The sequence below is a fragment of the Staphylococcus sp. GDY8P119P genome (genome assembly GCF_017892075.1).
Classification (GTDB): domain Bacteria; phylum Bacillota; class Bacilli; order Staphylococcales; family Staphylococcaceae; genus Staphylococcus; species Staphylococcus ureilyticus.
Window position 1 is genome coordinate 857,406 of record NZ_JAESKJ010000006.1, and the last position, 24,496, is coordinate 881,901.

Sequence of the window (24,496 nt, forward strand, 5' to 3'; positions counted from 1 at the left end):
CAAAACAACCAACAATCCCGTTAATGATTGTTGGTTGTTTTTTGGAGTTATAGTTTTTAATGGTTTTTGTAGTTAACGCCGGAGAAGTTATTAACTACTTTTTAATAAACTAACGATATACTTTCTAAATATCATTTTGACTCTAACTATATTTATGAATTTCTAGTTACCCTTTGTTCAAGGTGTATTTATAATATATCATCATTAGAAAACGCTTTCAACATCATGATATCATCTTATTTGAATGAAAATTAACATTTTATATAGTTGGTTTCTTTTTGAAATATAATTGTTCTTTTACACTGTAGTAACATTAGCTTTTTGAATTATTTTCATTTGTTATATTATTAATATACATTTAAAATTTCAATATAATGTAGTAATATGTAAATATTAATGTTTGCAGAGTGAACAATGGGGTGGGGAAATGAAAAAAGTTATAATTAGTTTGGTAATCGTGATGCTTTTAGTTGCGTTAACACTCTCAATTAAATCGTTATATGATAACATACATACAAATTACAAAGGTTCAAATCAATCTGCTCAAAACGAAAAATTTAAACAGGAGAAAAAGACCAAATATAAATTGCCTAAGATCAATGTTTTGTCACAACAATTCAGTGAAAATTTTATGAATAGTGATGTAAGAAATCATTATATGCACATTTCTAAAGGCATGGACAAACACAAAGTTGAAACATACTTTGGTGATAGTGAAAAAACAATACAAATTGCTAATATGAAAGCACATAAATATGGTGACATGGCATTTTTATTCAAAAATAATAAAGTTCAACGAATTTTTGTTGTACCTGATAATGTTACTATTGAATCATTTTCGCAAGTACATGGTTATAGAGTACACAATAATCACAATGGTACGATGATATACGATGATAATCCATCCAATCATTTCTCTGTTAAAGTATATTTTGATTCAAATAAAAAGGTGAAGGCAATAGAGAATATAGATCAAGTGTCTACTATAAAATAAATTTATAATGTGAGAAAATAAAAATTTTATTATCAGCATAAAGGGCTTATCCGAACTACTGGATGGGTCTTTTTTATTTGAATTTTACGATATGACAGAAATATATTTTAAAACATAATGAGGTAAGCGCTAAATAAAAATTTGTATAAGTACGAATTTAATATAACTGATTTCAACTGTTTATATAATTATTTAATAGAAAAGTTAACGCCAATTTTTTGATCATAAAATAAAAAATTATTTATACTGCTGATTTGATTACTATAAATTATCGTTTTCGTGTTATATAAATAAATTAAAAAAATATAGGATATTAAATATTACAATAATTAAATTTTCAAATAAACTATCAAAATGTAAATGATTATGATAATATGAAAACGGTTACAAAAATAGAGGTGATTTTTATAGTTACAATTAAAGAAGTAGCTAAGTTAGCTGGTTGTTCAGTAGCAACGGTATCTAGAGTGATAAATAATAATGGATATGTCAAAGCTCAAACAAAAATACAAATTGAACGTGCGATTCATGAGCTTAACTATCAACCTAATGAAGCAGCACGTACATTATATAAACGTAAGTCAAAAATGATTGGCTTATTATTACCAGATATCAGTAATCCTTTTTTTACACTTATAGCAAGAGGTGTTGAAGATATAGCGCTTGCGCACGGTTTTCAAGTTTTAATTGGAAATAGTGACAACGATGTTGATAAGGCGAAAGAGTATTTATTCACTTTCAATGCTTATAATTGTGTAGGTGTTATTGCAACAGCATTTGCTGATGATCAAATTGAAAAGTTATTAGTGTCACAAGGTATTCATTATGTATTTGTAGATCGTGTTGAAAATGAAGGTAATGGTATTTCTATGAATCATTTTGAAGGCGGACAATTACAAGCTCGACTTGTGTTAGAAGGTAAAGCAAAAAATATTTTGATCCTCCATTTAGATTTGAATATACGGGCATTTAAATTAAGGACAGATGGTATTAAACAAGAATTGAATAACTATAATGTGAGCTATTATGATTGCTCAGCAGAAACATTAAATAATAAAAGTGCATTTATTTCATTAATTAAAGATTTACAGATTGATAGTATTATATGCAGCAATGATGTACTGGCAATTGAAACGATGGGCCTTATTCAACAATTTCAATTGAAAGTTCCCGAGGATATTCAAATTGTGGGCTATGATAATATACCTTTTTCTGCAATGACGTTTCCTCAAATTGCAACTATTGATCAGTCCGCATATTTTTTAGGGCAGCAAGCGGTATCAATTTTATTAAAGTTAAATAAAAATTCTATAATTGAACAACAAGATAATAGGTTAAAGTTATCAATTAAACGCAGAAATAGTATTAGATTTAAGTAGTAATGTGTAACGGGTTACATAAAATAAGATTTAACGAGAGGGGATTTAAATGTATAAAACTGGTATTTTAAATAGCGAAATTTCTAAAGTGCTTAGTGATTTAGGTCATACAGATACAATTATCATAGCTGATTGTGGACTGCCGGTACCAGATGGTGTTAAAAAAATAGATTTAGCATTAACTTTTGGACATCCATCATTTGAAGAAGTATTTAATGTAGTTAAAGAACATATGGCAATTGAACAGCTTACTATTGCAAATGAAATGATAAAACAAAATAGTGAGTTATATGTGAAATTATTAGCTGAAAATATTGATATGGTCACGGAATCTCATGAAACTTTAAAAATGTATAGTAAGGAAGCTAAAGCAATTATAAGAACAGGTGAAGCGACACCTTACGCTAATGTAATTTTATCTAGTGGTGTTTTATTTTAAGGGGTGAAAAATATGATAACAATGAATCAAATATATAAGTCATTTGGGCAAAACGATGTTTTAAGAGGTGTTGATTTTGAAATCAATGATGCAGAAGTACATGCGTTAATGGGTGAAAATGGAGCTGGTAAGAGTACGCTTATGAAAATATTAACTGGCGTATATAATGCGGATAGTGGTAATGTTTTAGAAAATGGTCAGCCGATACACTTTAAAAATACAATAGATGCTGAACAAAATGGTGTGTCGTTTATTCAGCAAGAGTTAAATATTTGGCCTAATCTTACAGTACTTGAAAATTTGTTTTTAGGAAAAGAAGAAACAAAATTTTTTGGCATTGTTGATAATAAAAAAATGAAACAACGTGCTTTGTCCATTTTTAAAAAGCTAAATATTGAAATCGATTTAAATCGTATGGCAGGCACTTTATCTGTTGGTATGCAACAGATGCTTGAAATCAGTAAAGCATTAATGGAAAAATCAAAAATCATTATCATGGACGAACCTACTGCAGCCTTAACAAATAATGAAATAGATACATTATTTGAACAAATTAAAAATTTAAAAAAAGATGGCGTTTCTTTTGTATATATTTCTCATAGAATGGAAGAAATTTTTACAATTTCAGATCGTATTACAGTTATGAGAGATGGTCGTTCGATTTTAACTAAGGAAACACAAAATACGACACATGCTGAAATAGTAAAATCTATGATTGGTAGAGATTTAGATAATCAATACCCTGTTAGACAATATCATCAAGAAGATGTTGTGCTTACTGTTGAAAATTTAGATTCAGATGAACATCATTTAAAGGATATACATTTTGATTTACATAAAGGAGAAATACTTGGCTTTAGTGGTTTGATGGGTGCGGGTCGTTCAGAAATTATGAGAGTACTCTTTGGATTAGATAAAGGGAATAAAACGGTAAAACTAAATAATCAACAATTACAAATTCAAAACCCTAATCAATCTATTTCACAAGGTTTAGCTTTTATTACAGAAAATAGAAAAGAAGAAGGGTTAGTTTTACAAGATTCAATTTTAGAAAATATTACTTTACCAGCTTTAAAAAGCTTTTCAAGCTCTGGATTTTTAACACAACATGCTATGGAACAATATTCAGAACAGATGATTCAGCGTTTAAATATTAAAGGCAAAATAGGAGATATATGTGGCACTTTATCTGGTGGTAATCAACAAAAAGTTGTTTTGGCTAAATGGATTGCGACTGCACCACATGTATTAATATTAGATGAACCAACACGTGGCATCGATGTAGGTGCTAAACGAGAAATATATCAATTGATGCATGAATTAACGGACCGAGGTATGTCTATTATTATGATTTCATCAGAATTACCAGAAATTATAGGCATGAGTGATAGAGTCGCTGTTGTACATGAAGGTTCCATTGCAGGCATATTAGAAGATTCAGCTATCACGGAAGCGCGTATTATGACTTTAGCTACAGGAGGAAAATTAAATGAAGCAGTCTAAATTATCATTTTCTTATTCGTATTTAGAAAAAATTATACCTTTTATTGGTTTAATATTATTAGTTGTTATTATCAGTGTATTAAATAGCGCTTTTTTAGAGCCTTCTAATTTATTTAATTTATTAAGACAGGTTTCAATTAATGGTTTAATTGCATTTGGCATGACTTTCGTAATATTAACTGGAGGTATTGATTTATCAGTAGGATCGACACTTGCCTTATCTAGTGCATTTGTTGCGATTTTAATGGTTTCTGGTATGGATTCTATTGTAGCTTTATTTATAGGTTGCATATTTGGGGCGGTATTGGGTGCTATAAATGGCTTGCTCATCACGATAGGTAAAATGGCGCCTTTCATTGCGACATTAGCTACAATGACCGTATTTAGAGGGCTAACACTTGTTATTACAGATGGAAATCCTATTACAAATTTAAATGGTAGTTATGCATTTCAATTATTTGGTAGAGGCTACTTTTTAGGTATTCCAGTACCAGCTGTCACGATGTTTATTACATTTATCATATTATATATCCTACTGCATAAAACTGTATTTGGTAGACAGACTTATGCTATGGGTGGTAATGAAAAAGCGGCATTTATTTCAGGGATTAAGGTCAATAAAATTAAAATAATGATTTATAGTTTAGCCGGCTTAATGTCAGCTATGGCAGGATCAATTTTAACTTCACGTTTAAATTCGGCACAACCAACTGCAGGGATGTCCTATGAATTAGATGCTATTGCAGCAGTAGTTCTTGGCGGTACTTCGCTTACAGGTGGTAAAGGACGTATAGTTGGGACGTTGATTGGTGTGTTAATTATTGGTGTTTTAAACAATGGCTTAAATTTATTAGGTGTATCTTCATTTTACCAACAAGTGGTTAAAGGTGTCGTGATTATCATTGCAGTACTTATAGATAGAAAAAACAAATAACAGGGGGTGTTGGTATTGAAAAAGCTTTTTATAACTGTAACAGCTATATTATTATTTTTAACAGGTTGTTCACTAGAATCACCTATAGAAAAAAATGACAATGGTAAAGTAGATAAGAAAAAATCTGATGTTGTTATTGGTGTGAGTATTTCTACATTAAATAACCCTTTCTTTGTGAAAATTAAAGATGGTATTGAAAAAGAAGCGAAGAAACAAGGCGTCAAAGTTAAGTTTGCAGATGCTCAAGATGATGCAGCGAAACAAGCTAATGATATTGATGACTTAATTCAACAAAAAGTAGATTACTTGATTGTAAACCCGACAGATTCTGATGCGATATCAGGTAGTATTCAAATCGCAAATGATGAGGCAATACCAGTCATTACATTAGATAGAGATGTAGCTAAAGGGGATGTTGCTTCATTTATAGCATCGGATAATATCAAAGGCGGTGAGATGGGAGGGAAACTCATTGTTGATGAATTAGGTAAAGATGCGAAAGTAGCTGAACTTGAAGGTGTCCCAGGTGCCAGTGCTACACGTGAACGTGGTAAAGGTTTCCATAACGTCGCAGATCAATCACTTGATGTAGTTTCCAAACAAAGTGCTAAGTTTAATAGAACAGAAGGTCTAAATGTGACACAAAATATTATTCAAGCTCATCCTGAAATACAAGCTATTTTTGCTCAAAATGATGAAATGGCATTAGGTGCTGTAGAAGCGATAGGAAATAAAGACATTAAAGTCGTTGGTTTCGATGGTAATGAAGATGCGATTAAATCTGTTGAAAAAGGTAAGTTATTTGCTACAGTGGCGCAACAACCTAATTTGATGGGTGAAGAAAGTGTTAAAACGATAATGGATTTATATAATGGTAAAAAGGTTGAGAAAAAGAATAAAATTCCTTTAGAAATGAAGCGGCAGTAATTTATGTTAAAGTGCGAGTAATAAATAAAAACCGGATGCAAAAGCACCGGTTTTTTTGTTTACTTATATTTTTGACGTTCTTGTTGTTCTTGAGCATATCGTTCGGGATTTTTCTTATAAAAATCTTGGTGTTCTGCTTCAGCCTCATAAAATGTAGAAGCGGGTAATATTTTTGTAGCAATAGCTTTTTCTTTGTCTATGGTTTGTTTTAATTGTGCTACATAATCTTCAGCTACTGCTTTTTGGTCTTCGTTTGTATAAAAAATTGCTGTTTTATATTGTGATCCTCTATCTTGGAATTGTCCTCCTTCATCAGTTGGATCTATTACAGAAAAGAATATTTCTAATAATTTATTGTATGAAAATAGAGCGACATCATACTCTATTTCAACTGTTTCATAATGCCCGGTGTCACCCGTCTTAACTTCTTCATACGACGGATTATCTTTATGACCTCCCATGTAACCAGAAGTCACTTTCTCAATCCCTTCAAATGTGTCGAAAGGCTTGACCATACACCAAAAGCAACCTCCAGCGAAGTATGCTTTATTTATATTCATGTTTAACATCCTTTCCATATTAGACCTTAGTACCATATATTAAGATATTACTTGATTTTTATTCAGTTTTTATATAACTTTAATATATGTTAATTATAGTACATAGCAGTGCAATTTTGAAGATATAAGGTTGATTACATATGAATGAACATAAACACAGAAGTAAAGAAAGCACAAACACAGAAGAACAACCGACGATGCGTAGGACAAAAAAGAAAAAATTAAAAAAATTTCCAATTATAATTTTAATTATTGTAATTATTTTAGCCATTATTGTTGGCTATTCTGTGCATGGTTATAAATCAGGTATTGAATACGCAAAAGATCAGGGCAAAACGCTCAAGCAACACAAATTTAACGGTGCTAAAAAAAATGATGGAAAAATCACAATTATGGTTTTAGGTGCAGATAAAGAGCAAGGTGGTATTTCTAGAACCGACTCGATTATGATTGCACAGTATGATTATATTCATAAAAAAATGAAGATGATGTCTGTCATGCGAGATATTTATGCGGATATACCGGGAAATGGTCAACATAAAATTAATTCTGCTTATTCTATCGGTGGACCTGAACTATTGCGACAAACATTAAAGAAAAATTTAGGTATAGACCCTGAGTATTATGCAATTCTTGATTTTACTGGTTTTGAAAAAATGATTGATGAATTGGAACCTAATGGTGTTCCAATTGATGTTGAAAAAGATATGTCTAAAAATATAGGTGTGTCACTGAAGAAAGGTCATCATCGATTAAATGGTAAAGAATTATTAGGGTATGCTAGATTTAGACATGATGAAGAAGGCGATTTCGGTCGTGTAAGACGTCAGCAACAAGTCATGCAATCACTTAAACAAGAATTAGCGAGTTTGGATACGCTACCTAAATTACCTCGAGTTGCGGGTATTTTGAGAGGTTATTTAAATACAAATATGCCTGATTCTGCACTCATTCAAACTGGTTTGAATTTTGGAATACGTGGTGATAAAAAGGTAGATTCTATTACTTTACCTATACAAAACACTTATCAAGATATCCAATCACCAATGGATGGTAGTGCGTTAGAAATCGATAAAGCCAAAAATAAAAAGGAAGTACAGAAATTTTTGAATGAATAACGAGTTTAGTGAATTCATTTAAATGAGAATGGAATACAAATTTCACGCTATAAGGACTAATCCGTATGCCAATGGATTAGTCCTTATTTATTTTGAATGTTGCGATTTTGATTGTGCAGTTTGCCTAGGAATATGATTCTTGCCTATAGTCTCTTTCGCATATCAGTTTCCTCGGGTGTCAGCAAATTACCCAATTGCTTTAAGTGATGTAGTTGAAACAGTTTTATATGCCTACACATGATACGTTTCTCTAAGCATACCATTCATGTATAGTTAGATTTGGCAAAAGTAAAAAAACATCAATATCTATATGATGCAATAGATATTGATGTTTATGTTCTATATTTTTGATATGTAAATTATTATTGATCTGATTTTCTAATTCCTGCAACGCCATAATGAGAAGTTTTCATTTCTTCTATTACAACTTGTATAGCTTCTTTGTTTGCGCCTGTTGTTTTCTCTACTGCATTAGTAACTTCTGTGACTAAATTTTTTAGTTGTTCATCAGAGCGACCTTCTAACAATTTTACATTTACTATTGGCATTTAAATCCCACCTTAATCTATTTTTATATATTATAGCATGAAAATTCACAAAATTATAAAAATAACAATAAGAACAAACGTTCTTATTTAAGTTGAAATAGAACATTTGTTCTTGTATAATATAAGTGATTAGGGGAGGAATGTCATATGTATGAATTTTATGATTACAATCTGCTAGAGGAAAGAGATATATTGTGTATTGATCAGAAAAGTTTTTTTGCAAGTGTTTCTTGTATACAAAAAGGGCTAGATCCAATGAAAGAAAAGTTAGCAGTTGTTGCAGATACTAAGAGACAGGGATCAGTTGTATTAGCTGCTACGGGTCCACTAAAAGCTATAGGTATTAAAACAGGATCGAGATTATTCGAAATTCCTCATAGAAATGATATATATATTATCAATCCAAGCATGAGAAAATATTTGGAAGTTTCAGTAGCAATCTCTAAAATTGCTTTACGCTATGTCGCTCCGGAAGACTTACATCAATATAGCATTGATGAGTTCTTTATGGATGTAACAAATAGTTATCACAGATTTAGTAGTACAATTCAATCTTTTTGCAAAAAGCTACAATATGAAATTCTAGAAGAAACTGGTATACATTGTTCAATAGGAATTGGTTCAAATATGTTATTGAGTAAAGTTGCAATGGATATAGAAGCAAAACATACTAATAGTTTCATTGCTGAATGGAGATATCAAGATGTGCCACACAAACTTTGGCCTATTTCACCATTGAGTAAATTTTGGGGAATTAGTAAAAAAACAGAAGCAAAAATGAATAAACGCGGTATTTTTACTATAGGAGATCTAGCGCATTATCCATATCAATATTTAAAAAGGGATTTTGGTACAGTAGGTGTGGATTTACACTTACATGCGAATGGTATTGATCAAAGTAGAATAAGAGACAAGTATAGTGTAGTTAATCCCTCGATTTGTAAAAGTCAAATATTGATGCGTGATTATCGTTATGAGGAAGCTAAAGTAGTGATGCAGGAGTTAATTGAGGATGTAGCGAGTCGTGTTAGAGCAAGAAATAAATTAGCTAAGACGATACATTTTTCATTTGGTTATAGTGATCATGGAGGGGTGCATAAGCAATACACATTAGAGGATCCAACTAATTTAGAAGGTACGATTTTCAAGGTGGTAGAATCTTTAGCTGACAAATTATGTGATTCAACAATGCTATATAGAACAGTGAGTATTTCACTCACACAGTTTATAGATGAGCGAAATACACAATTGAATTTATTTATAGATGAATACGAAAGAAAAAGAAATGAAAAATTGGCCAAAACGATTGACGCGTTACATCAAAAATTTGGTAAGGGTATCGTATCTAAAGCAATCTCTTATACAGACGCAGGTACAAAACATGGGCGTTTAGGGCTTATGGCCGGCCATAAAATGTGAAAAGGAATAATGATAAACTAAAGATTTAAAGTAGTTATAAATTAACTTCATTATCAATATGTGGAACGGGTATCATTTTAAATAAGCTTATATGGGGCGGCCCGTTCCAAAAATAATTATTAAATCAAATTGAGTGAGCGCTTAACGACACAATTTAAATCATATATCTATAACATCATTAACGAATTGTCTTGTCTATACTACGTAAGGATAAAATAAACACACACCCACTAAACTGTAAATATAATATCAACATAAGAAGCAATGTATAAAATAATAGGGTGCACATGCTTACTATGAATTATTTGAAAAAACATGATGTCTAGATAATAATAAAGCATAAATCGTATCTAGGTGCGGTGTCGTTAATTTATACTTTCGCGCTTGTCGATATAGAAAACCTTGTATTCCATCGATTTCTAATGGAGTATTTGCAAGTACATCATAATACATGCTTGTTCCCATATCATCTGGATAACCTTGATAAATTGTCATTATTTCATCAATAACATCCTCAGAAAAATTAATGCCAGAGTGTTTAGCTATTATATAACCCTCTTTTAATAGCGATACACATAGCGAATAAATATGAGGTTGTTTGAGTATAGAAGCAGGCTGTATTCCAAGCGCAGTAACTGTATTGATTGCTAGATTAACTAATAGTTTATACCAGATTTCCACTTCAATGTTTTTATGTAACACAAGTGAAAGTCCACTTGAAGCTAATGTTTTTTTCAATGACTCTGTGTTATCATCTTGTTGTAAGTGAAGTATCTCATCTCTAAAGTGAATCACGTGTTGATCAGTCTTTTGACCACTAATATAAGTTACAGCTTGATACATATTTTGGAAAGGGAGCTTAAAGTGTTGTCCATATCCGTTTTGAGCTAATATAACAATAGTAGTATCTTGAGTTAAATGGTTAATTTGTTTATATAATCCATCTAAGTGTGGGATTTTAACAGCGATGAATATAATATCTAATGGTTCGGTAATGTCCGATGCTGTAACAACATTAAGTGTCATATTTACATTTTTCGAAGGATCTTGATAGGTAATGCACGCATTACGTCTACCAATTAAATAGACTTTATGTTCTGTTGTTAAAAGTTGAACTGTGATACAACTACCGACAGCGCCAGGACCAATAATACCTATCTTTTTCATTTATAGTTGACCTCCGTTTATTTAGAAAATAAAATTATAATAGATATGCTTATGATAGTAATAAATAATAAAGTGTTAATCAACTAAAAATGTAAAATTAATTTTTTGAACAGGAGTATAAAACAAATGATAAAAACTATGATGAATGGAAAAATACATCGTGCACGTGTAACAGAAGCTAATCTTAATTATGTAGGAAGTATCACGATAGATCGCAATATTTTAGATGCGGTAGATATATTACCAAATGAGAAAGTTGCAATTGTGAATAATAACAATGGAGAAAGATTAGAAACCTATGTGATTGAAGGAGAACGTAATAGTGGAAAAATATGCCTAAATGGTGCAGCTGCTAGGCTTGTTCAAGTAAATGATATTATTATTATCATGTCTTATGTACAAGTTACAGCAGAAGAAGCATTAAATCATAGTCCAAAAGTTGCACTTATGAATGAAGATAATGAAATTATAGAGATGATACAAGAAGAAGAAGGGAAATTGATAAATTAAATATGTAGCACAGCGTATGATATATTGGATAGTTTTAATTCAAATGAAATCGACAAAAGAACTAAATGATATGAGCCTAGCGCAAGTTTTCTAATAAAACTTGCGCTAGGCTCATATTTGGTCATATACTAAAACGTTTTTATTTTGACATTGAACTAATTAATATTTAACAGCTTCTAAATAAGTAACTGACTTAAATGTTTTTTCAAGTTTTGCATTTGTGCAAAGAAAAATTAAATTAAGCAATTACTTAACACAATCACAATGAAGTTATTAAATTATAAAGATAAGATAAAGTCTATTCAATATAAGTATCAAAGTCGCTTAATGCTTCAGCGCCTTTTTTTCGGTCTTCAGGATTTTTAAAGCTAATTCTTAATGCACCATAAATATCTTCACGAACTTCTAATATTCTTAAGTTGCTTATAGAAATATTATGTAAACTTAAGATGTGTGTTACTTGGCTGATCATACCTGGTTTGTCAGGAATATCTACATAAAGATCATACTCTATAGACAGTGCTCCTTGTGATTTAAGTGGCAATTCATCTCTATATACTTTTGCGTCATTATAAAAATCATATAACGCCTCCGGTTTATTTTCTTCAACGAGCGTGATGACATCTTCCATTTGTGATTTCCATTCCTTTAATATATCAACGATGGTATTTTTATTTTCAATGGTAATATCACGCCACATAATTGGACTGCCACTTGCAATTCTTGTAATATCTCTAAAACCTCCAGCAGCAAGTGTCTTAACAAGTGAAGAGTGAGACGCATGGTTTGCATTTAAATGCACGAGACTCGATGCAATGATATGAGGGACATGACTAACAATGCCTGTTACAAAATCATGTTCTTTTGGATTGGTAGCAATAAATTTAGCATTTGTTGTACTAAGTAATAAACGTATTTCATCAAAAGCTTTATCATTTGCAGGTTCATCGTGAACTAAAACATAAAAAGCATTTTCAAATAAATGTTTCTTTGCATTGAGCACACCGGACTTATGGCTACCTGCCATTGGGTGACCACCAATTAAGTGGATATTGTGATTTAAAAGATATTGCTCATATTGCAAAATTGTCAATTTAGTACTGCCAGTATCAGTAACGATGACATTAGGCTTCGTTTGATAGTTTGGTAGTGCTTGTAAATATTTGATTGTTTGTTGCACAGGCGTGGCATAAATAATAATATCTGCATTTTCTACACAGGCTTTATAATCACTAGATTGATAATCAATAATTCCAATAGATAAAGCCTTTTCTAGTTGAGAGCGATCTGCATCATATGCAGTAATTTCAATGTCATTGTGATAATATCTTAAATTACTGGCCAGACTACCACCAATTAAGCCTAAACCTACAAAAAGTATTTGTTTCATTTTGCTGACCACCTCTATCAAAATTTTCAGAATAGTAACATTGTATAGTAGGTGAAGTTAATTCGCAATACGTGTTTCAATTTCTATTTCATAAACAGAATTAACATATAAGGACACGATTTTAAAACACTTTTGATTCGAAATGATTTAACTAAAACAAAGGCTATATATTTAAAAAGGTTAGTCACTAAGTAACTTTAAATAAACTGAAGAAATTTAAAATAAGAGTTGACAAAATTAAATGATACTTGTATTATTCTAGTTAATTCATTTTGCAACGATAGTTGCCGTTTGAAAGATAAAGTAACGTATATGATTTGTAGCAAGTAGAAAGCTAATGGCAGATGAAAATTAGCACAACATATATTGTGAATTGGGCTTTTAAACGTGAGGATAATATAATAGCATTTAAAGTGAGCAATGAAATTGTTAACTAAGGTGGCACCACGGTAACGCGTCCTTACAGCATGCGTTAGTGTGGTGTTTTTTTATAAAAAAACAAAATGTAGTAAGTTGTGAATGGTAGCAAGCAGAAAGTTAGTGGTAGATGAAAACTAACACCTACACATACTGAAATTGGGTTTTGTTGGATTAAAATTGCATAATTAAATGAGTGAGTAGATGAAACTGATAATGTCTACTAATTTAGGTGGTACCGCGCATCAGCGTCCTTAATTAATATTTAAGGATGCTGATTTTTTTATGAGGAGGAATAAAAATGAAAGTACAATATCAAAGGATAAATGCTGAAGTAACACCAGAAGCATTGGCAAGATTGAAAAAACGAAAAATAGTATTGGAAAGTACAGAACAATCTAAAGTAAAAGGACGCTATTCAATTGTAATATTTGATGTGTACGGCGCCGTGACTTTAGATAATGAAAATATGGTCATTCAATACAATGATAGGCAAAATGAAATAGAAAACGAAGCACCATATGAAAAGTTGAAAGCTTTTATAGATCAATATAAAGCAGAAATAGAAGATGAAGATTTAGCACAATTACCGTTTGTATCGGGATTTGTTGGATCGTGTAGTTTTGACTTAGTAAGACATGAATTTCCTGTATTAAAGCAAATCGATTTAGCTGACCATAAACAACACGATGCTAAATTTTACATGGTAGAGGATGTATATGTATTTGATCATTACAAAGAGCATCTATATGTTATATCCACAAACTTGTTTTCAAATGAAAGTGAAGCACAATTAGCACGCCGTGTCAAACGTCATGTTGATGAGTTACAAGACGTAAATATATATCCTGCACCTATAAAAAATGACACAAAAGCAAAAGCAATTGAGTCAAATATTGCTCCTGATCAATTTAAAAAAACTGTTAGCGAAATGAAATCGCTGATACAACAAGGAGATATGTTTCAAGTTGTACCTTCAATTATATATAAGTACAAACATGATTTTGGAATGAATTTACAACAATTATCTTATCAGCTTTATCAAAATTTAAAGAGACAAAACCCAAGTCCTTATATGTATTATTTGAATTTTGATGAACCAATTATTGTAGGTAGTTCGCCTGAAAGTTTTGTCAAAGTGAAAGGACAAAATGTAGTAACAAACCCAATAGCTGGAACAATAAAACGGGGCGCGACTGACAAAGAAGATCTTGAAAATGAAAAACAGTTAATCAGCGATGAAAAAGAGATAAGCGAACATAGCATGCTTGTTGATTTAGGTAGAAATGATATTCATAGAGTAAGTGAAATTGCTAGTTCTAAAATTGAAAAATTAATGTCAATAGAACGCTATGAACATGTGATGCATATTGTGAGTGAGGTAACAGGAAAGCTGAAATCAAATTATTCACCGATGACTGTAATCGCAAGTTTATTACCAACGGGTACTGTGTCTGGCGCACCTAAATTAAGAGCGATACAAAGAATATATGAAGCACAACCTCAAAAAAGAGGTGTATACAGTGGTGGTATAGGATATATCAACTGTAATCATGACCTAGATTTTGCCTTAGCGATTCGTACAATGATGATTGATGAAACGTATATCAATGTAGAAGCAGGATGTGGTGTCGTCTATGATTCAATACCTGAAAAAGAATTAGAAGAAACAAAATTAAAAGCCAAAAGTTTATTGGAGGTTACACCATGATATTAGTAGTGGATAATTACGATTCTTTTACGTATAACTTAGTCGATATTGTAGGAAAGACTTCTGATGTAATTATTAAATATCCAGACGATGCAGATATATTTGATTTAGAAATAGATGGTTTGGTTATATCACCTGGCCCTGGACATCCGCTAGATACTAACCATTTACTCAATATTATTGAACATTATAAATATAAACCGATATTAGGTGTATGTCTGGGATCACAAGCATTGACATGTTACCACGGCGGAGATGTTATCCAGAGTAAAAAAATATGTCACGGAAAAAAAGATACAATGCAGATTGTAAGTGAGTCTAAACTATACCGGAATATTACAGAATATTCTGAAATAATGAGGTACCACTCATTGATTAGTGACCCAAAAACATTACCAGATACACTAAAAATAACTGCTCAAACAAAAGATAGTATTCAATCATTTGAACATATTAATTATTTACATTTTGGTATTCAATATCACCCAGAATCTTTTGCGACAGAATATGGGGAAGCAATCATAAGTAACTTTTTAAATATAGTAGAGGAGGCCAATTATATTGAGTCTACAAAATCATATAAAACAGTATAAACCACTTGATCAAGCACAAATGAATGAATTTATAGAATTATTGATCACGGATCAATTAGAAATCGATACTAAAAGAGAACTGTTAGAAGCCTTTTCAGAGAGAGAACCGAGTCAAGCAGAATTAACATATATGTCGAAAAGTTTAATAGGATCTATGTACCCTGAACAACCAACTTATCCTAATAGTATGTGCGTTTGTGGGACTGGTGGAGATAAATCTAATAGCTTTAATATTTCAACAACAGTATCTTTTGTATTGGCTAGTGCAGGTGTTCCAGTGATTAAACATGGTAATAGAAGTGTTACGTCAGCTTCAGGGAGTACCGATTTATTAAATGCAATGTGTATTCCAACGCGAAATGTTGAGGAAACAGCAACGCATTTAAAAGCACAAGGGCTTGTTTTTTTAAATGCGACTGAAACATATCCAATTATGAAACATATCCAACCGTTAAGGAAAGCCATTAGTAATCCAACTATTTTTAACGTTACTGGACCACTCATTAATCCGTTCAAATTAGATTATCAAGTGATGGGTGTCTATGAATCTTCACAGTTAAATAAAATTGCTCAAACATTAGCTGATTTAGGTAGAAAGAGAGCAATCGTCTTACATGGGGCCAATGGTATGGATGAAGCTACATTATCCGGGGAAAACACACTATATGAAGTAACGAAAGATAAATATATTAAATCTTATACTATTAATGCGACAGATGTAGGATTAGATTATGCCCCAAATGCAGATTTAATAGGAGGAACTCCCCAGGAAAATTTAGAAATCACAAAACAAATATTAAATGGTAAAGATCAAAGCGCGAAAAGAGATGTGGTGCTATTGAACGCAGGCATTGCCTTATATGTTTCTGAAAAAGCTACCACCATTCAAGAAGGTGTTCATAAAGCAAAGATGCTGATTAAAAATGGAGATGCGCTCAAACAATACAACAAAATGGGAGGCAAAACGTATGACTATATTGGATGAAATCGTAGCTTATAAAAAGGAATTGTTACAAAGCGGTTATTATACAAAAAAATTATCTGACCTTAAGCAAATAGACATCACGCATAAACAAACGTTTGAATCACAGTTATCACAAGCTGATCAATTATCAGTAATTGCTGAGATAAAATCAAAAAGTCCGACATTATCTGAACTTCCAGGAAGAGATTTAACACAACAGGTTAGGGCGTATGAAGCATTTGGTGCTAATGCAGTTTCAATTTTAACAGACGAACATTATTTTGGCGGAAGTTACGAACGATTACAAACATTGACACAGGTCACAGATTTACCAGTATTGTGTAAAGATTTTGTAGTTGATCCTATTCAAATTGATGTTGCCAAAAAAGCAGGAGCGTCTATCATTTTACTCATTGTAAATGTATTAACCGACAAGCAGTTGAAAGAATTATATGATTACGCGACTTCAAAAAATTTAGAAGTTTTAGTAGAAGTTCATGATAAAGAAGAGTTGGCACGTGCTTACAAGTTGAATCCCAAAATTATTGGTGTAAACAATAGAGATTTAAAACGATTTGTAACAGATGTTTTGCATACCAATGAAATTTTAGAAAATAAAAAAGCAGGTTATTATTATATTTCTGAGAGTGGCATACGTAATCAACAAGATGTATTAAACATTGTAAACGCAGGTATTGATGGTTTGCTTATTGGTGAATCTTTAATGAAATGTGATGATTTAAGTCAGTTTTTACCAAGTCTTAAGTTAGATAAGGTGAAAGGATGAAATTGAAATTTTGTGGTTTTAAAACACTTGAAGATGTAAATAAGGCAAAAGATTTAAATATTGATGCAATAGGTTTTATTCATTATCCCAATAGTAAACGTTATGTGGAAATTGATAAGATACAGGCATTTGCAAATTTAATACCAAAAGATAAAGACAAAGTAGTAATTGTAGTAAATCCAGATCATCAAACAATCAGTCATCTCATAGATAATACAAATATTACTACCATTCAATTACATGGAACAGAAAAATTAGAAACTATTCATTTTATACGTCAGAAAAAAAGTAATATAAAAATTATTAAAGCTTTGCCTGCAAAAAATGCAAATACATTAGCAAAAGACATTCGATATTATAAAGATTTTGTAGACCAATTTATAATTGATACACCTTCAATTGCTTACGGTGGTACTGGCCAATCCTATGATTGGGAAATCTTAAAAGATATAAAAGATGTAGATTTTTTAATAGCTGGCGGAATGAATTATAAAAATATTCAAAGTATAAATAAACTTAATTTAAATCACAATGGTTATGATATTGCAAGTGGTATCGAAACAAATAGTATAAAAGATAGCAATAAAATGCAAGCAATCATAGAACTTGTAAAAGGAGTTAATTAAATATGGTTAAAAACATACAGACAGAAGCAGATGAATTTGGATTTTTTGGTGATTTTGGTGGTCAATATGTCCCTGAAACGTTAATGCCAGCAATTCAAGAACTTAAACAAGCTTATGGAGAAGCTAAAATAGATCCTGAGTTTCAGAATGAACTGAATAATTATTTAAAAGATTATGTAGGAAGAGAGACACCGTTAACATATGCAGCATCATATACAAAAGCGCTAGGTGGCGCAAAAATATATTTAAAAAGAGAAGATTTAAATCATACCGGTGCTCACAAAATTAATAACGCCTTGGGTCAAGCACTTTTAGCTAAAAGAATGGGCAAAAATAAATTAGTTGCAGAAACAGGTGCAGGACAACATGGTGTTGCTAGTGCGACAGCAGCGGCATTGTTTGATATGGAGCTCGTAGTGTTTATGGGTGAAGAAGATATCAAAAGACAGGAATTAAATGTATTTAGAATGGAATTACTTGGTGCAAAAGTAGAACCCGTAACGGAAGGTCAGGGTACGTTATCTGATGCAGTTAATAAGGCGCTACAATATTGGGTAAGTCATGTAGACGATACACATTATTTATTAGGGTCTGCTTTAGGTCCAGATCCATTTCCAACTATCGTGAGGGATTTCCAAAAAGTTATAGGTAATGAAATCAAAGATCAAATCAAAGTTAAGGAAGGACGTTTACCAGATGCGATGGTTGCATGCGTAGGTGGAGGTTCAAATGCAATTGGTACATTTTACCCATTTATTCAAGATGATGTGGCGCTATATGGTGTTGAAGCAGCAGGTGAGGGCATTGACAGTGACAAACATGCACTCGCAATAAATAAAGGAAAAGAAGGTATTTTACATGGTACGAAAATGTATTTAATACAAGATGAAAATGGACAGATAGAATTAGCACATTCCATTTCAGCTGGGTTAGATTATCCGGGTGTAGGACCGGAACATTCATATTATCATGATATTGGTAGAGTTAAATATGCAACTGCTAGCGATAAACAAGCTATGGATGCCTTAGTGAAATTCACTCAGGCAGAAGGTATTATACCTGCGATAGAAAGTGCACACGCACTAAGTTTTGTAGAAGCGTTAGCACCATCTATGGATAAAGATCAAATCATTGTTGTTACTGTGTCAGGGCGCGGTGATAAAGATATGGAAACAATTAGAAATTACATGAGACAAGGTGGCGAAAGTAATGCATAAATTATTTATTCCCTATATCATGGGGAACAAAAATTTTATTGAAAACATGAAAATATTAGGTGAATCAGGCGCGGATATTATTGAAATAGGGGTGCCATTTTCAGATCCAGTAGCTGATGGACCAGTGATTATGGAAGCCGGTAATAAAGCCATACAACAAGGTGTGAATATCACATATATTTTTAATGAACTGACTGCACATCGTGATGCTATAAACAGTCAATACGTACTTATGACGTATATCAATATCATTAATCATTATGGAGAAGACGCTTTTTTTGACGCATGTGAGAAAGCTGGTGTATATGGCTTAATAATACCTGATTTGCCACATGAACTTGTCCAACAATTAAAAAATAGACATCCTCACCGTAAAGTTAATATTATTTCATTAGTTGCTATGACAACATCTGATGAACGCATCAATCAAATTGCTGAAAATGCGGAAGGGTTTATCTACACAGTTACAATGAATGCGACAACAGGAGAAAATGGAAAGTTCCATCCAGAGCTGAAACGAAAAATTGAAAAAATTAAAAACAAAGCGCATGTACCTGTAGTGGCAGGTTTTGGTATCCGAACTAAAGCTCATGTTAATGATATTAGCGAAGTAGCTGATGGTGTAGTCATCGGTAGTGAAATTGTTAAACGGTTTGAACAAGATCAAAATGCATCAACAATCGCATATCTAAAATCTATTAGAACAGCGTTAGATGATGTATAAATTAACGGTTGATGTGTAAAGTTTATTTTAGGTGGGTATTGTTTGAAATAGATAGTCAATATCGAAACACAGAATTGAATTCTAACTGAGTTCAAGCAGATAAAAACCTAAATAAATGAAGAGGTGACAATCGTGAATAAAAAAGTTTTATTCATTATAACAAGTAGAGCACAATATGAAGACGGTACACCAACAGGATTATGGTTAGAGGAAGCAAGTGAACCGCATCATATTTTAACGGAAGCAGGTATCGACGTAGATATCGTTTCAATTGAAGGTGGAGAAATTCCTTTAGATCCAAATTCAACTCAAAATGATGAATTAACGAAATACGCACAATTTGTAGAAAAAATTAGTGATGTGCCAAATATAGATCATATTAATGTTTCAGAATATGATGCAGTATACCTACCAGGAGGTCACGGTACAGTATTTGATTTCGCGCATAATCAAAAATTAGCGAATATATTGTCTGATTTTAAAGATGAAGGCAAATTTATCAGTTCTGTATGTCATGGTCCAAGTGCATTTGTCGGTGCAAAAGACAAAAATGGTAAATATCTTGTAGAAGGTGTTACTTTAACATCCTTTACAGATAATGAAGAGCGTACGATGGGACTAGAAAATAAAGTACCATTTTTAACGCAAACAGAATTAGAGCAACAAGGCGCTAAATTTGTTCCAAAAGATAACTTCACAGAACATGTTGAAACAGATAACCAATTCATCACTGGCCAAAATCCTCAATCTAGTGTAGCAATCGGTAAAGCACTAAAAGATGCCTTAAAATAGCTAGTCTTTAAAAACCAGGTGATTTTAGATAACCTAAGCTGCTAACAAGTATAAAACTTGTTAGTAGTTTTTATTTTTTCATAATTTAATTAAGATTTGTGTTTAAATAGTTATTCTTTGTTAGAATAAAAGTAATGCTATAATAAAACAACACATAAATTATAAGTAAATTGTAGCATTTAGTAATTCTAACTAGGGTATCGATTTAGTTTTATAATTGAATATTGTATAATAATTAAGATTAAAGTTTAAACTCGAAATAAAGTACTATAGACAAATAGGAGTATATAAAATGAAATTTACGAATTTAACTGCAAAAGAGTTTGGTGCATTTGTTGACCATATGCCCAACAGTCATTTTACACAAATGGTAGGGAATTATGAGTTAAAAATTGCAGAAGGTACAGAAACGCATTTGGTAGGCGTGAAAAATAATGAAAATGAAGTTATAGCAGCCTGCTTATTAACTGCTGTACCGGTTATGAAAATATTCAAATATTTTTATACAAATCGTGGACCGGTGATTGATTTCGAAAATAAAGAACTTGTCCATTATTTTTTCAATGAATTAGCTAAATATGTGAAAAAACATAATGCATTGTATTTAAGAGTAGATCCATACCTTGCATATCAATATCGAAATCATGATGGAGATGTATTAGAAAATGCTGGTCATGATTGGATTTTCGATAAAATGAAGCAACTTGGATATAAACATCAAGGGTTTTTAACTGGTTTTGATCCAATTATTCAAATAAGATTCCACTCTGTTTTAGATTTAAAAGATAAGACAGCAAAAGATGTCCTAAATGATATGGATAGTTTGCGTAAACGTAATACAAAAAAAGTTCAAAAAAATGGTGTGAAAGTCAGATTCTTAGGCGAAGATGAATTACCAATTTTCCGTTCGTTTATGGAAGATACTTCAGAATCGAAAGATTTTGATGATAGAGAAGACAGCTTCTATTACAATAGACTGAAGTATTATAAGAATCGTGTATTAGTGCCATTAGCCTATATGGATTTTGAAGCATACATCGATGAACTCAAGTCAGAGCGTGAAGTGTTAAGTAAAGATATTAACAAAGCGCTTAAAGATATAGAAAAACGTCCAGAAAATAAAAAAGCATATAATAAAAAAGAAAATTTAGAAAAACAACTTATTGCAAATCAACAAAAGATTGATGAAGCTAAATCATTACAAGAACAACACGGTAATGAATTACCAATTTCAGCAGCATTCTTTATCGTCAATCCATACGAAGTAGTGTATTATGCGGGAGGAACATCTAACGAGTTTAGACATTTTGCAGGAAGCTATGCAATACAATGGAAAATGATTAATTATGCAATCGATAATAATATCGATAGATATAACTTCTATGGCATTAGTGGTGATTTTTCGGAAGAAGCAGAAGATGCAGGTGTTGTGAAGTTTAAAAAAGGATTCAACGCTGATGTAGTTGAATATGTTGGTGATTTTATAAAACCAATCAATAAGCCAATGTACAAAATTTATACAATGTTAAAGGGATTAAAAGATAAAAAGTAATACGTATTATATTTAGAAAGGAACTAGCTATAATGAAATTTACAGAGTTAACTGTCAAAGAATTTGACAATTTTGTACAAAATCCAGCATTAGAGAGTCATTACTTTCAAGTAAAAGAAAATATAGCTACTAGAGAAGAAGATGGTTTTCAAGTTGTTTTATTAGGCTTAAAAGATGATGATAATCAAGTTATCGCAGCTAGTCTTTTCTCTAAAATCCCAACTATGGGAAGCTATGTTTATTATTCAAACCGTGGTCCAGTCATGGATTATAAAGATTTAGGTTTAGTTGATTTCTATTTACGTGAATTAGATACTTATCTTCAAAAACAAAATTGCTTATATGTAAAAATGGACCCTTATTGGATATACCAAATTTATGATAAAGATATTCATCCAATGGCTGATCATCAAGAAAATGATGCGCTTGTTAATTTATTTAAATCTCATGGATATACGCATCATGGGTTTACAACAGAATATGATACATCAAGTCAGGTTAGATGGATGGGTGTGCTTAATTTAGATGGTAAAACACCTGCGTCATTAAAAAAACAGTTTGATAGTCAAAGAAAACGAAATATAAATAAAGCTATTAATTTCGGCGTGAGAGTAAGATTTTTAGAAAGAGAAGAATTTGATATCTTTTTATCACTTTATCGTGAAACTGAAAAACGTGCTGGTTTTGTATCCAAAACGGATGAATATTTCTATAATTTCATAGATAATTATGGGGATAAAGCTTTGATTCCTCTAGCTTATATTGATTTAGATGAATATGTTACGCATACACAAGAAAGTATTAATGAAAAAGAAGCACGTAGAGATCAAATGATGCAAAATGAGAATAAATCTGACAAGCAATTGAAAAAAATTGCTGAAATCGATAAACAAATTGAACATGATAAAAAAGAATTATTACATGCGAGTGAATTAAGACAGACAGATGGCTCAATCTTAAATCTTGCAGCAGGCGTATATTTTGCTAATGCATATGAAGTGAATTACTTCTCAGGTGGGTCATCTGAGAAATACAATCAATATATGGGGCCATATATGATGCATTGGTTTATGATTAATTATTGTTTTGATCACGGATATGGTCGTTATAATTTCTATGGCTTATCTGGTGACTTCACTGAAAATAGTGAAGACTATGGTGTTTACCGATTTAAGCGTGGTTTCGGTGTACAAATCGAAGAATTAATTGGTGATTTTTATAAACCAATCAAAAAAACAAAATATAAGTTATTCAATACGCTTAACAATATTAGGAAAAAAATTAAAAAATAAAAAATAAAAAAGAAAGCATACTGGTATATAAGCCCTAAGCCAGTATGCTTTCTTATGTTCAAAAAAGGTAGCGACATAATGTATTCGCCGAACCTCATTTTATTTTGGCAATAGATGACTGAACTGAAGCTCTGATAAACCCTAATAATTTTTCAATTCTAGTCATTTTTGCCGCGGCTGAAAATTAGATTTCTGCCAACTCCTTTTATGTGGATAATCATGCGATGTCTATTCTGGTTGTTTCCACATTTTTAGTATATAACTCACTCATAAGAAGCGCAATATTATTTTATTCTATAATTGAAATAGTAAATTCTTATATTATATTATTAATTTATTATAATCTTAAAATGTGCTTACTATACATTTACATTTTAAATACGTTTTTAAAAGAATAAATTAACGTAAGGCGTCTATGAGATAAGTTATTCCAATAATAAAGAAAACTGCGCTCATAAATATAGCGATAATAACAGCAGCGAACAATGGATTAAATAATAATATTACACCCAATATAATTTCTATAATATTTAATAAGATAGATACCATATGAAATCGTTTGTTTGAACCTTCTGCGGGTGTAATTGTAAACATATTTAAAACGGCATTAATAATAAACCATATAGCAAATAAGTAAACAATAAATGTCGTACTTGTTACTACATTAAATAATATAAGCATGCCGATGATGATGTTGATAATACCTAAGACAATCAGCAAATTTGAACCCTTTTGCGTAGCTTGTTTCATAATGCGTCTCACAAAAATTTCAATGAAACCGTTAATAACGAATAAAATACCTATTAGCCAAGTAATAGCAAATAAATTTTCTTCAGGAAAACTAATGATAAAAACACCTATAATCAAGAAGAAAACACCAATTAATAAACTGGACCATCTAATTCCCGTTTTTTGTTGCATGTTTTACACTCC

General features: G+C 31.4%; 24 protein-coding genes. 19 read left to right on the forward strand and 5 right to left on the reverse strand.

The features are described 5' to 3' along the window. Window positions 1–427: 427 nt before the first annotated feature. The 6 genes from KA830_RS08185 to KA830_RS08210 all read left to right on the forward strand — a co-directional run bounded on the left by KA830_RS08185 (window position 428) and on the right by KA830_RS08210 (window position 6,176). The gene (locus tag KA830_RS08185) at window positions 428–994 is read left to right on the forward strand and encodes a hypothetical protein (RefSeq protein ID WP_073342197.1); all 567 of its coding nucleotides are present in this window, start codon (window positions 428–430) and stop codon (window positions 992–994) included. Window positions 995–1,368: 374 nt separating this feature from the next. Then, window positions 1,369–2,373 carry a LacI family DNA-binding transcriptional regulator gene (locus KA830_RS08190; protein ID WP_204180043.1) on the forward strand — a complete coding sequence of 335 codons (1,005 nt, stop codon included), beginning with the start codon at window positions 1,369–1,371 and terminating at the stop codon, window positions 2,371–2,373. Window positions 2,374–2,422: 49 nt separating this feature from the next. Continuing rightward, entirely contained in the window at window positions 2,423–2,812 is a 390-nt protein-coding gene (gene rbsD, locus KA830_RS08195; RefSeq protein WP_070658492.1) for a D-ribose pyranase, read from the forward strand. 12 nt (window positions 2,813–2,824) lie between these two features. After that, window positions 2,825–4,315 (forward strand): sugar ABC transporter ATP-binding protein, encoded by a 1,491-nt coding sequence (locus tag KA830_RS08200; RefSeq protein WP_073342193.1) that lies wholly within the window; start codon window positions 2,825–2,827, stop codon window positions 4,313–4,315. After that, entirely contained in the window at window positions 4,302–5,249 is a 948-nt protein-coding gene (locus tag KA830_RS08205; RefSeq protein WP_046208545.1) for an ABC transporter permease subunit, read from the forward strand. Before KA830_RS08200 ends, KA830_RS08205 begins: the two co-directional genes overlap by 14 nt. A gap of 15 nt (window positions 5,250–5,264) precedes the next feature. Next, the gene (locus tag KA830_RS08210; RefSeq protein WP_064208990.1) at window positions 5,265–6,176 is read left to right on the forward strand and encodes a D-ribose ABC transporter substrate-binding protein; all 912 of its coding nucleotides are present in this window, start codon (window positions 5,265–5,267) and stop codon (window positions 6,174–6,176) included. 59 nt (window positions 6,177–6,235) lie between these two features. Here KA830_RS08210 and msrA read toward each other — a convergent pair whose 3' ends face one another. After that, the gene (gene msrA, locus KA830_RS08215; protein WP_046208543.1) at window positions 6,236–6,736 is read right to left on the reverse strand and encodes a peptide-methionine (S)-S-oxide reductase MsrA; all 501 of its coding nucleotides are present in this window, start codon (window positions 6,734–6,736) and stop codon (window positions 6,236–6,238) included. A 140-nt stretch (window positions 6,737–6,876) separates the two neighbouring features. Here msrA and KA830_RS08220 point away from each other — a divergent pair, with 140 nt between their 5' ends. Then, a complete protein-coding gene (locus KA830_RS08220; RefSeq protein WP_046208542.1) occupies window positions 6,877–7,854 on the forward strand; it encodes an LCP family protein in 978 nt (325 codons plus the stop codon). Between the two features lie 362 nt (window positions 7,855–8,216). Here the strand turns inward: KA830_RS08220 and KA830_RS08225 are convergent, their stop codons facing one another. Beyond that, complete coding sequence (locus tag KA830_RS08225) at window positions 8,217–8,402, reverse strand: 2-hydroxymuconate tautomerase (protein WP_204180041.1); 186 nt, start codon at window positions 8,400–8,402, stop codon at window positions 8,217–8,219. Window positions 8,403–8,549: 147 nt separating this feature from the next. On the opposite strand from KA830_RS08225, the gene KA830_RS08230 reads away from it, so the two are divergent. After that, entirely contained in the window at window positions 8,550–9,821 is a 1,272-nt protein-coding gene (locus KA830_RS08230) for a Y-family DNA polymerase (RefSeq protein WP_073342188.1), read from the forward strand. A 294-nt stretch (window positions 9,822–10,115) separates the two neighbouring features. On the opposite strand, the gene KA830_RS08235 is transcribed toward KA830_RS08230, so the two are convergent. Next, on the reverse strand, window positions 10,116–10,988 hold the full coding sequence (locus tag KA830_RS08235) for an oxidoreductase (RefSeq protein ID WP_073342186.1): 873 nt from the start codon (window positions 10,986–10,988) through the stop codon (window positions 10,116–10,118). 126 nt (window positions 10,989–11,114) lie between these two features. Between KA830_RS08235 and panD the strand changes: the two genes are divergently transcribed. Continuing rightward, complete coding sequence (gene panD, locus KA830_RS08240) at window positions 11,115–11,498, forward strand: aspartate 1-decarboxylase (RefSeq protein WP_046208322.1); 384 nt, start codon at window positions 11,115–11,117, stop codon at window positions 11,496–11,498. A gap of 298 nt (window positions 11,499–11,796) precedes the next feature. Here the strand turns inward: panD and KA830_RS08245 are convergent, their stop codons facing one another. Beyond that, complete coding sequence (locus tag KA830_RS08245) at window positions 11,797–12,888, reverse strand: prephenate dehydrogenase (protein ID WP_046208321.1); 1,092 nt, start codon at window positions 12,886–12,888, stop codon at window positions 11,797–11,799. A gap of 718 nt (window positions 12,889–13,606) precedes the next feature. Between KA830_RS08245 and KA830_RS08250 the strand changes: the two genes are divergently transcribed. The 10 genes from KA830_RS08250 to KA830_RS08295 all read left to right on the forward strand — a co-directional run bounded on the left by KA830_RS08250 (window position 13,607) and on the right by KA830_RS08295 (window position 23,563). Further along, on the forward strand, window positions 13,607–15,016 hold the full coding sequence (locus KA830_RS08250; protein ID WP_210122816.1) for an anthranilate synthase component I: 1,410 nt from the start codon (window positions 13,607–13,609) through the stop codon (window positions 15,014–15,016). After that, entirely contained in the window at window positions 15,013–15,609 is a 597-nt protein-coding gene (locus tag KA830_RS08255; RefSeq protein WP_204180039.1) for an anthranilate synthase component II, read from the forward strand. The genes KA830_RS08250 and KA830_RS08255 overlap by 4 nt, the downstream gene beginning before the upstream one ends. Beyond that, complete coding sequence (gene trpD / locus KA830_RS08260; RefSeq protein WP_204180038.1) at window positions 15,578–16,594, forward strand: anthranilate phosphoribosyltransferase; 1,017 nt, start codon at window positions 15,578–15,580, stop codon at window positions 16,592–16,594. The genes KA830_RS08255 and trpD overlap by 32 nt, the downstream gene beginning before the upstream one ends. Continuing rightward, a complete protein-coding gene (gene trpC, locus KA830_RS08265; RefSeq protein WP_192945998.1) occupies window positions 16,578–17,360 on the forward strand; it encodes an indole-3-glycerol phosphate synthase TrpC in 783 nt (260 codons plus the stop codon). The genes trpD and trpC overlap by 17 nt, the downstream gene beginning before the upstream one ends. Further along, complete coding sequence (locus KA830_RS08270; protein WP_204180037.1) at window positions 17,357–17,986, forward strand: phosphoribosylanthranilate isomerase; 630 nt, start codon at window positions 17,357–17,359, stop codon at window positions 17,984–17,986. Before trpC ends, KA830_RS08270 begins: the two co-directional genes overlap by 4 nt. Window positions 17,987–17,988: 2 nt before the next feature. Further along, the gene (trpB, locus tag KA830_RS08275) at window positions 17,989–19,203 is read left to right on the forward strand and encodes a tryptophan synthase subunit beta (RefSeq protein WP_073342178.1); all 1,215 of its coding nucleotides are present in this window, start codon (window positions 17,989–17,991) and stop codon (window positions 19,201–19,203) included. Then, on the forward strand, window positions 19,196–19,927 hold the full coding sequence (gene trpA / locus KA830_RS08280; RefSeq protein ID WP_204180036.1) for a tryptophan synthase subunit alpha: 732 nt from the start codon (window positions 19,196–19,198) through the stop codon (window positions 19,925–19,927). The genes trpB and trpA overlap by 8 nt, the downstream gene beginning before the upstream one ends. Before the next feature lie 132 nt (window positions 19,928–20,059). After that, window positions 20,060–20,719 carry a DJ-1/PfpI family protein gene (locus KA830_RS08285; protein ID WP_204180035.1) on the forward strand — a complete coding sequence of 220 codons (660 nt, stop codon included), beginning with the start codon at window positions 20,060–20,062 and terminating at the stop codon, window positions 20,717–20,719. A 292-nt stretch (window positions 20,720–21,011) separates the two neighbouring features. Next, the gene (locus KA830_RS08290; protein WP_046208312.1) at window positions 21,012–22,271 is read left to right on the forward strand and encodes an aminoacyltransferase; all 1,260 of its coding nucleotides are present in this window, start codon (window positions 21,012–21,014) and stop codon (window positions 22,269–22,271) included. Window positions 22,272–22,303: 32 nt separating this feature from the next. Next, a complete protein-coding gene (locus tag KA830_RS08295; protein ID WP_070658514.1) occupies window positions 22,304–23,563 on the forward strand; it encodes an aminoacyltransferase in 1,260 nt (419 codons plus the stop codon). A 399-nt stretch (window positions 23,564–23,962) separates the two neighbouring features. Here the strand turns inward: KA830_RS08295 and KA830_RS08300 are convergent, their stop codons facing one another. Then, window positions 23,963–24,484: a DUF308 domain-containing protein gene (locus KA830_RS08300; protein WP_204180034.1), complete on the reverse strand. Its 522-nt coding sequence runs from the start codon at window positions 24,482–24,484 to the stop codon at window positions 23,963–23,965. Window positions 24,485–24,496: the final 12 nt, after the last annotated feature.

Bases quoted from the DNA above. Each gene is read 5' to 3' on its own strand.
- KA830_RS08220 (WP_046208542.1), top strand. From the start codon at position 6,877: ATGAATGAACATAAACACAGAAGTAAAGAAAGCACAAACACAGAAGAA.
- KA830_RS08245 (WP_046208321.1), bottom strand. From the start codon at position 12,888: ATGAAACAAATACTTTTTGTAGGTTTAGGCTTAATTGGTGGTAGTCTG.
- rbsD (WP_070658492.1), top strand. From the start codon at position 2,423: ATGTATAAAACTGGTATTTTAAATAGCGAAATTTCTAAAGTGCTTAGT.
- KA830_RS08200 (WP_073342193.1), top strand. From the start codon at position 2,825: ATGATAACAATGAATCAAATATATAAGTCATTTGGGCAAAACGATGTT.
- trpC (WP_192945998.1), top strand. From the start codon at position 16,578: ATGACTATATTGGATGAAATCGTAGCTTATAAAAAGGAATTGTTACAA.
- trpA (WP_204180036.1), top strand. From the start codon at position 19,196: ATGCATAAATTATTTATTCCCTATATCATGGGGAACAAAAATTTTATT.
- KA830_RS08225 (WP_204180041.1), bottom strand. From the start codon at position 8,402: ATGCCAATAGTAAATGTAAAATTGTTAGAAGGTCGCTCTGATGAACAA.
- KA830_RS08300 (WP_204180034.1), bottom strand. From the start codon at position 24,484: ATGCAACAAAAAACGGGAATTAGATGGTCCAGTTTATTAATTGGTGTT.
- KA830_RS08250 (WP_210122816.1), top strand. From the start codon at position 13,607: ATGAAAGTACAATATCAAAGGATAAATGCTGAAGTAACACCAGAAGCA.
- msrA (WP_046208543.1), bottom strand. From the start codon at position 6,736: ATGAATATAAATAAAGCATACTTCGCTGGAGGTTGCTTTTGGTGTATG.
- KA830_RS08270 (WP_204180037.1), top strand. From the start codon at position 17,357: ATGAAATTGAAATTTTGTGGTTTTAAAACACTTGAAGATGTAAATAAG.
- KA830_RS08255 (WP_204180039.1), top strand. From the start codon at position 15,013: ATGATATTAGTAGTGGATAATTACGATTCTTTTACGTATAACTTAGTC.
- KA830_RS08290 (WP_046208312.1), top strand. From the start codon at position 21,012: ATGAAATTTACGAATTTAACTGCAAAAGAGTTTGGTGCATTTGTTGAC.
- KA830_RS08235 (WP_073342186.1), bottom strand. From the start codon at position 10,988: ATGAAAAAGATAGGTATTATTGGTCCTGGCGCTGTCGGTAGTTGTATC.
- KA830_RS08185 (WP_073342197.1), top strand. From the start codon at position 428: ATGAAAAAAGTTATAATTAGTTTGGTAATCGTGATGCTTTTAGTTGCG.
- KA830_RS08295 (WP_070658514.1), top strand. From the start codon at position 22,304: ATGAAATTTACAGAGTTAACTGTCAAAGAATTTGACAATTTTGTACAA.
- KA830_RS08190 (WP_204180043.1), top strand. From the start codon at position 1,369: ATGAAAACGGTTACAAAAATAGAGGTGATTTTTATAGTTACAATTAAA.
- trpB (WP_073342178.1), top strand. From the start codon at position 17,989: ATGGTTAAAAACATACAGACAGAAGCAGATGAATTTGGATTTTTTGGT.
- KA830_RS08230 (WP_073342188.1), top strand. From the start codon at position 8,550: ATGTATGAATTTTATGATTACAATCTGCTAGAGGAAAGAGATATATTG.
- KA830_RS08205 (WP_046208545.1), top strand. From the start codon at position 4,302: ATGAAGCAGTCTAAATTATCATTTTCTTATTCGTATTTAGAAAAAATT.
- panD (WP_046208322.1), top strand. From the start codon at position 11,115: ATGATAAAAACTATGATGAATGGAAAAATACATCGTGCACGTGTAACA.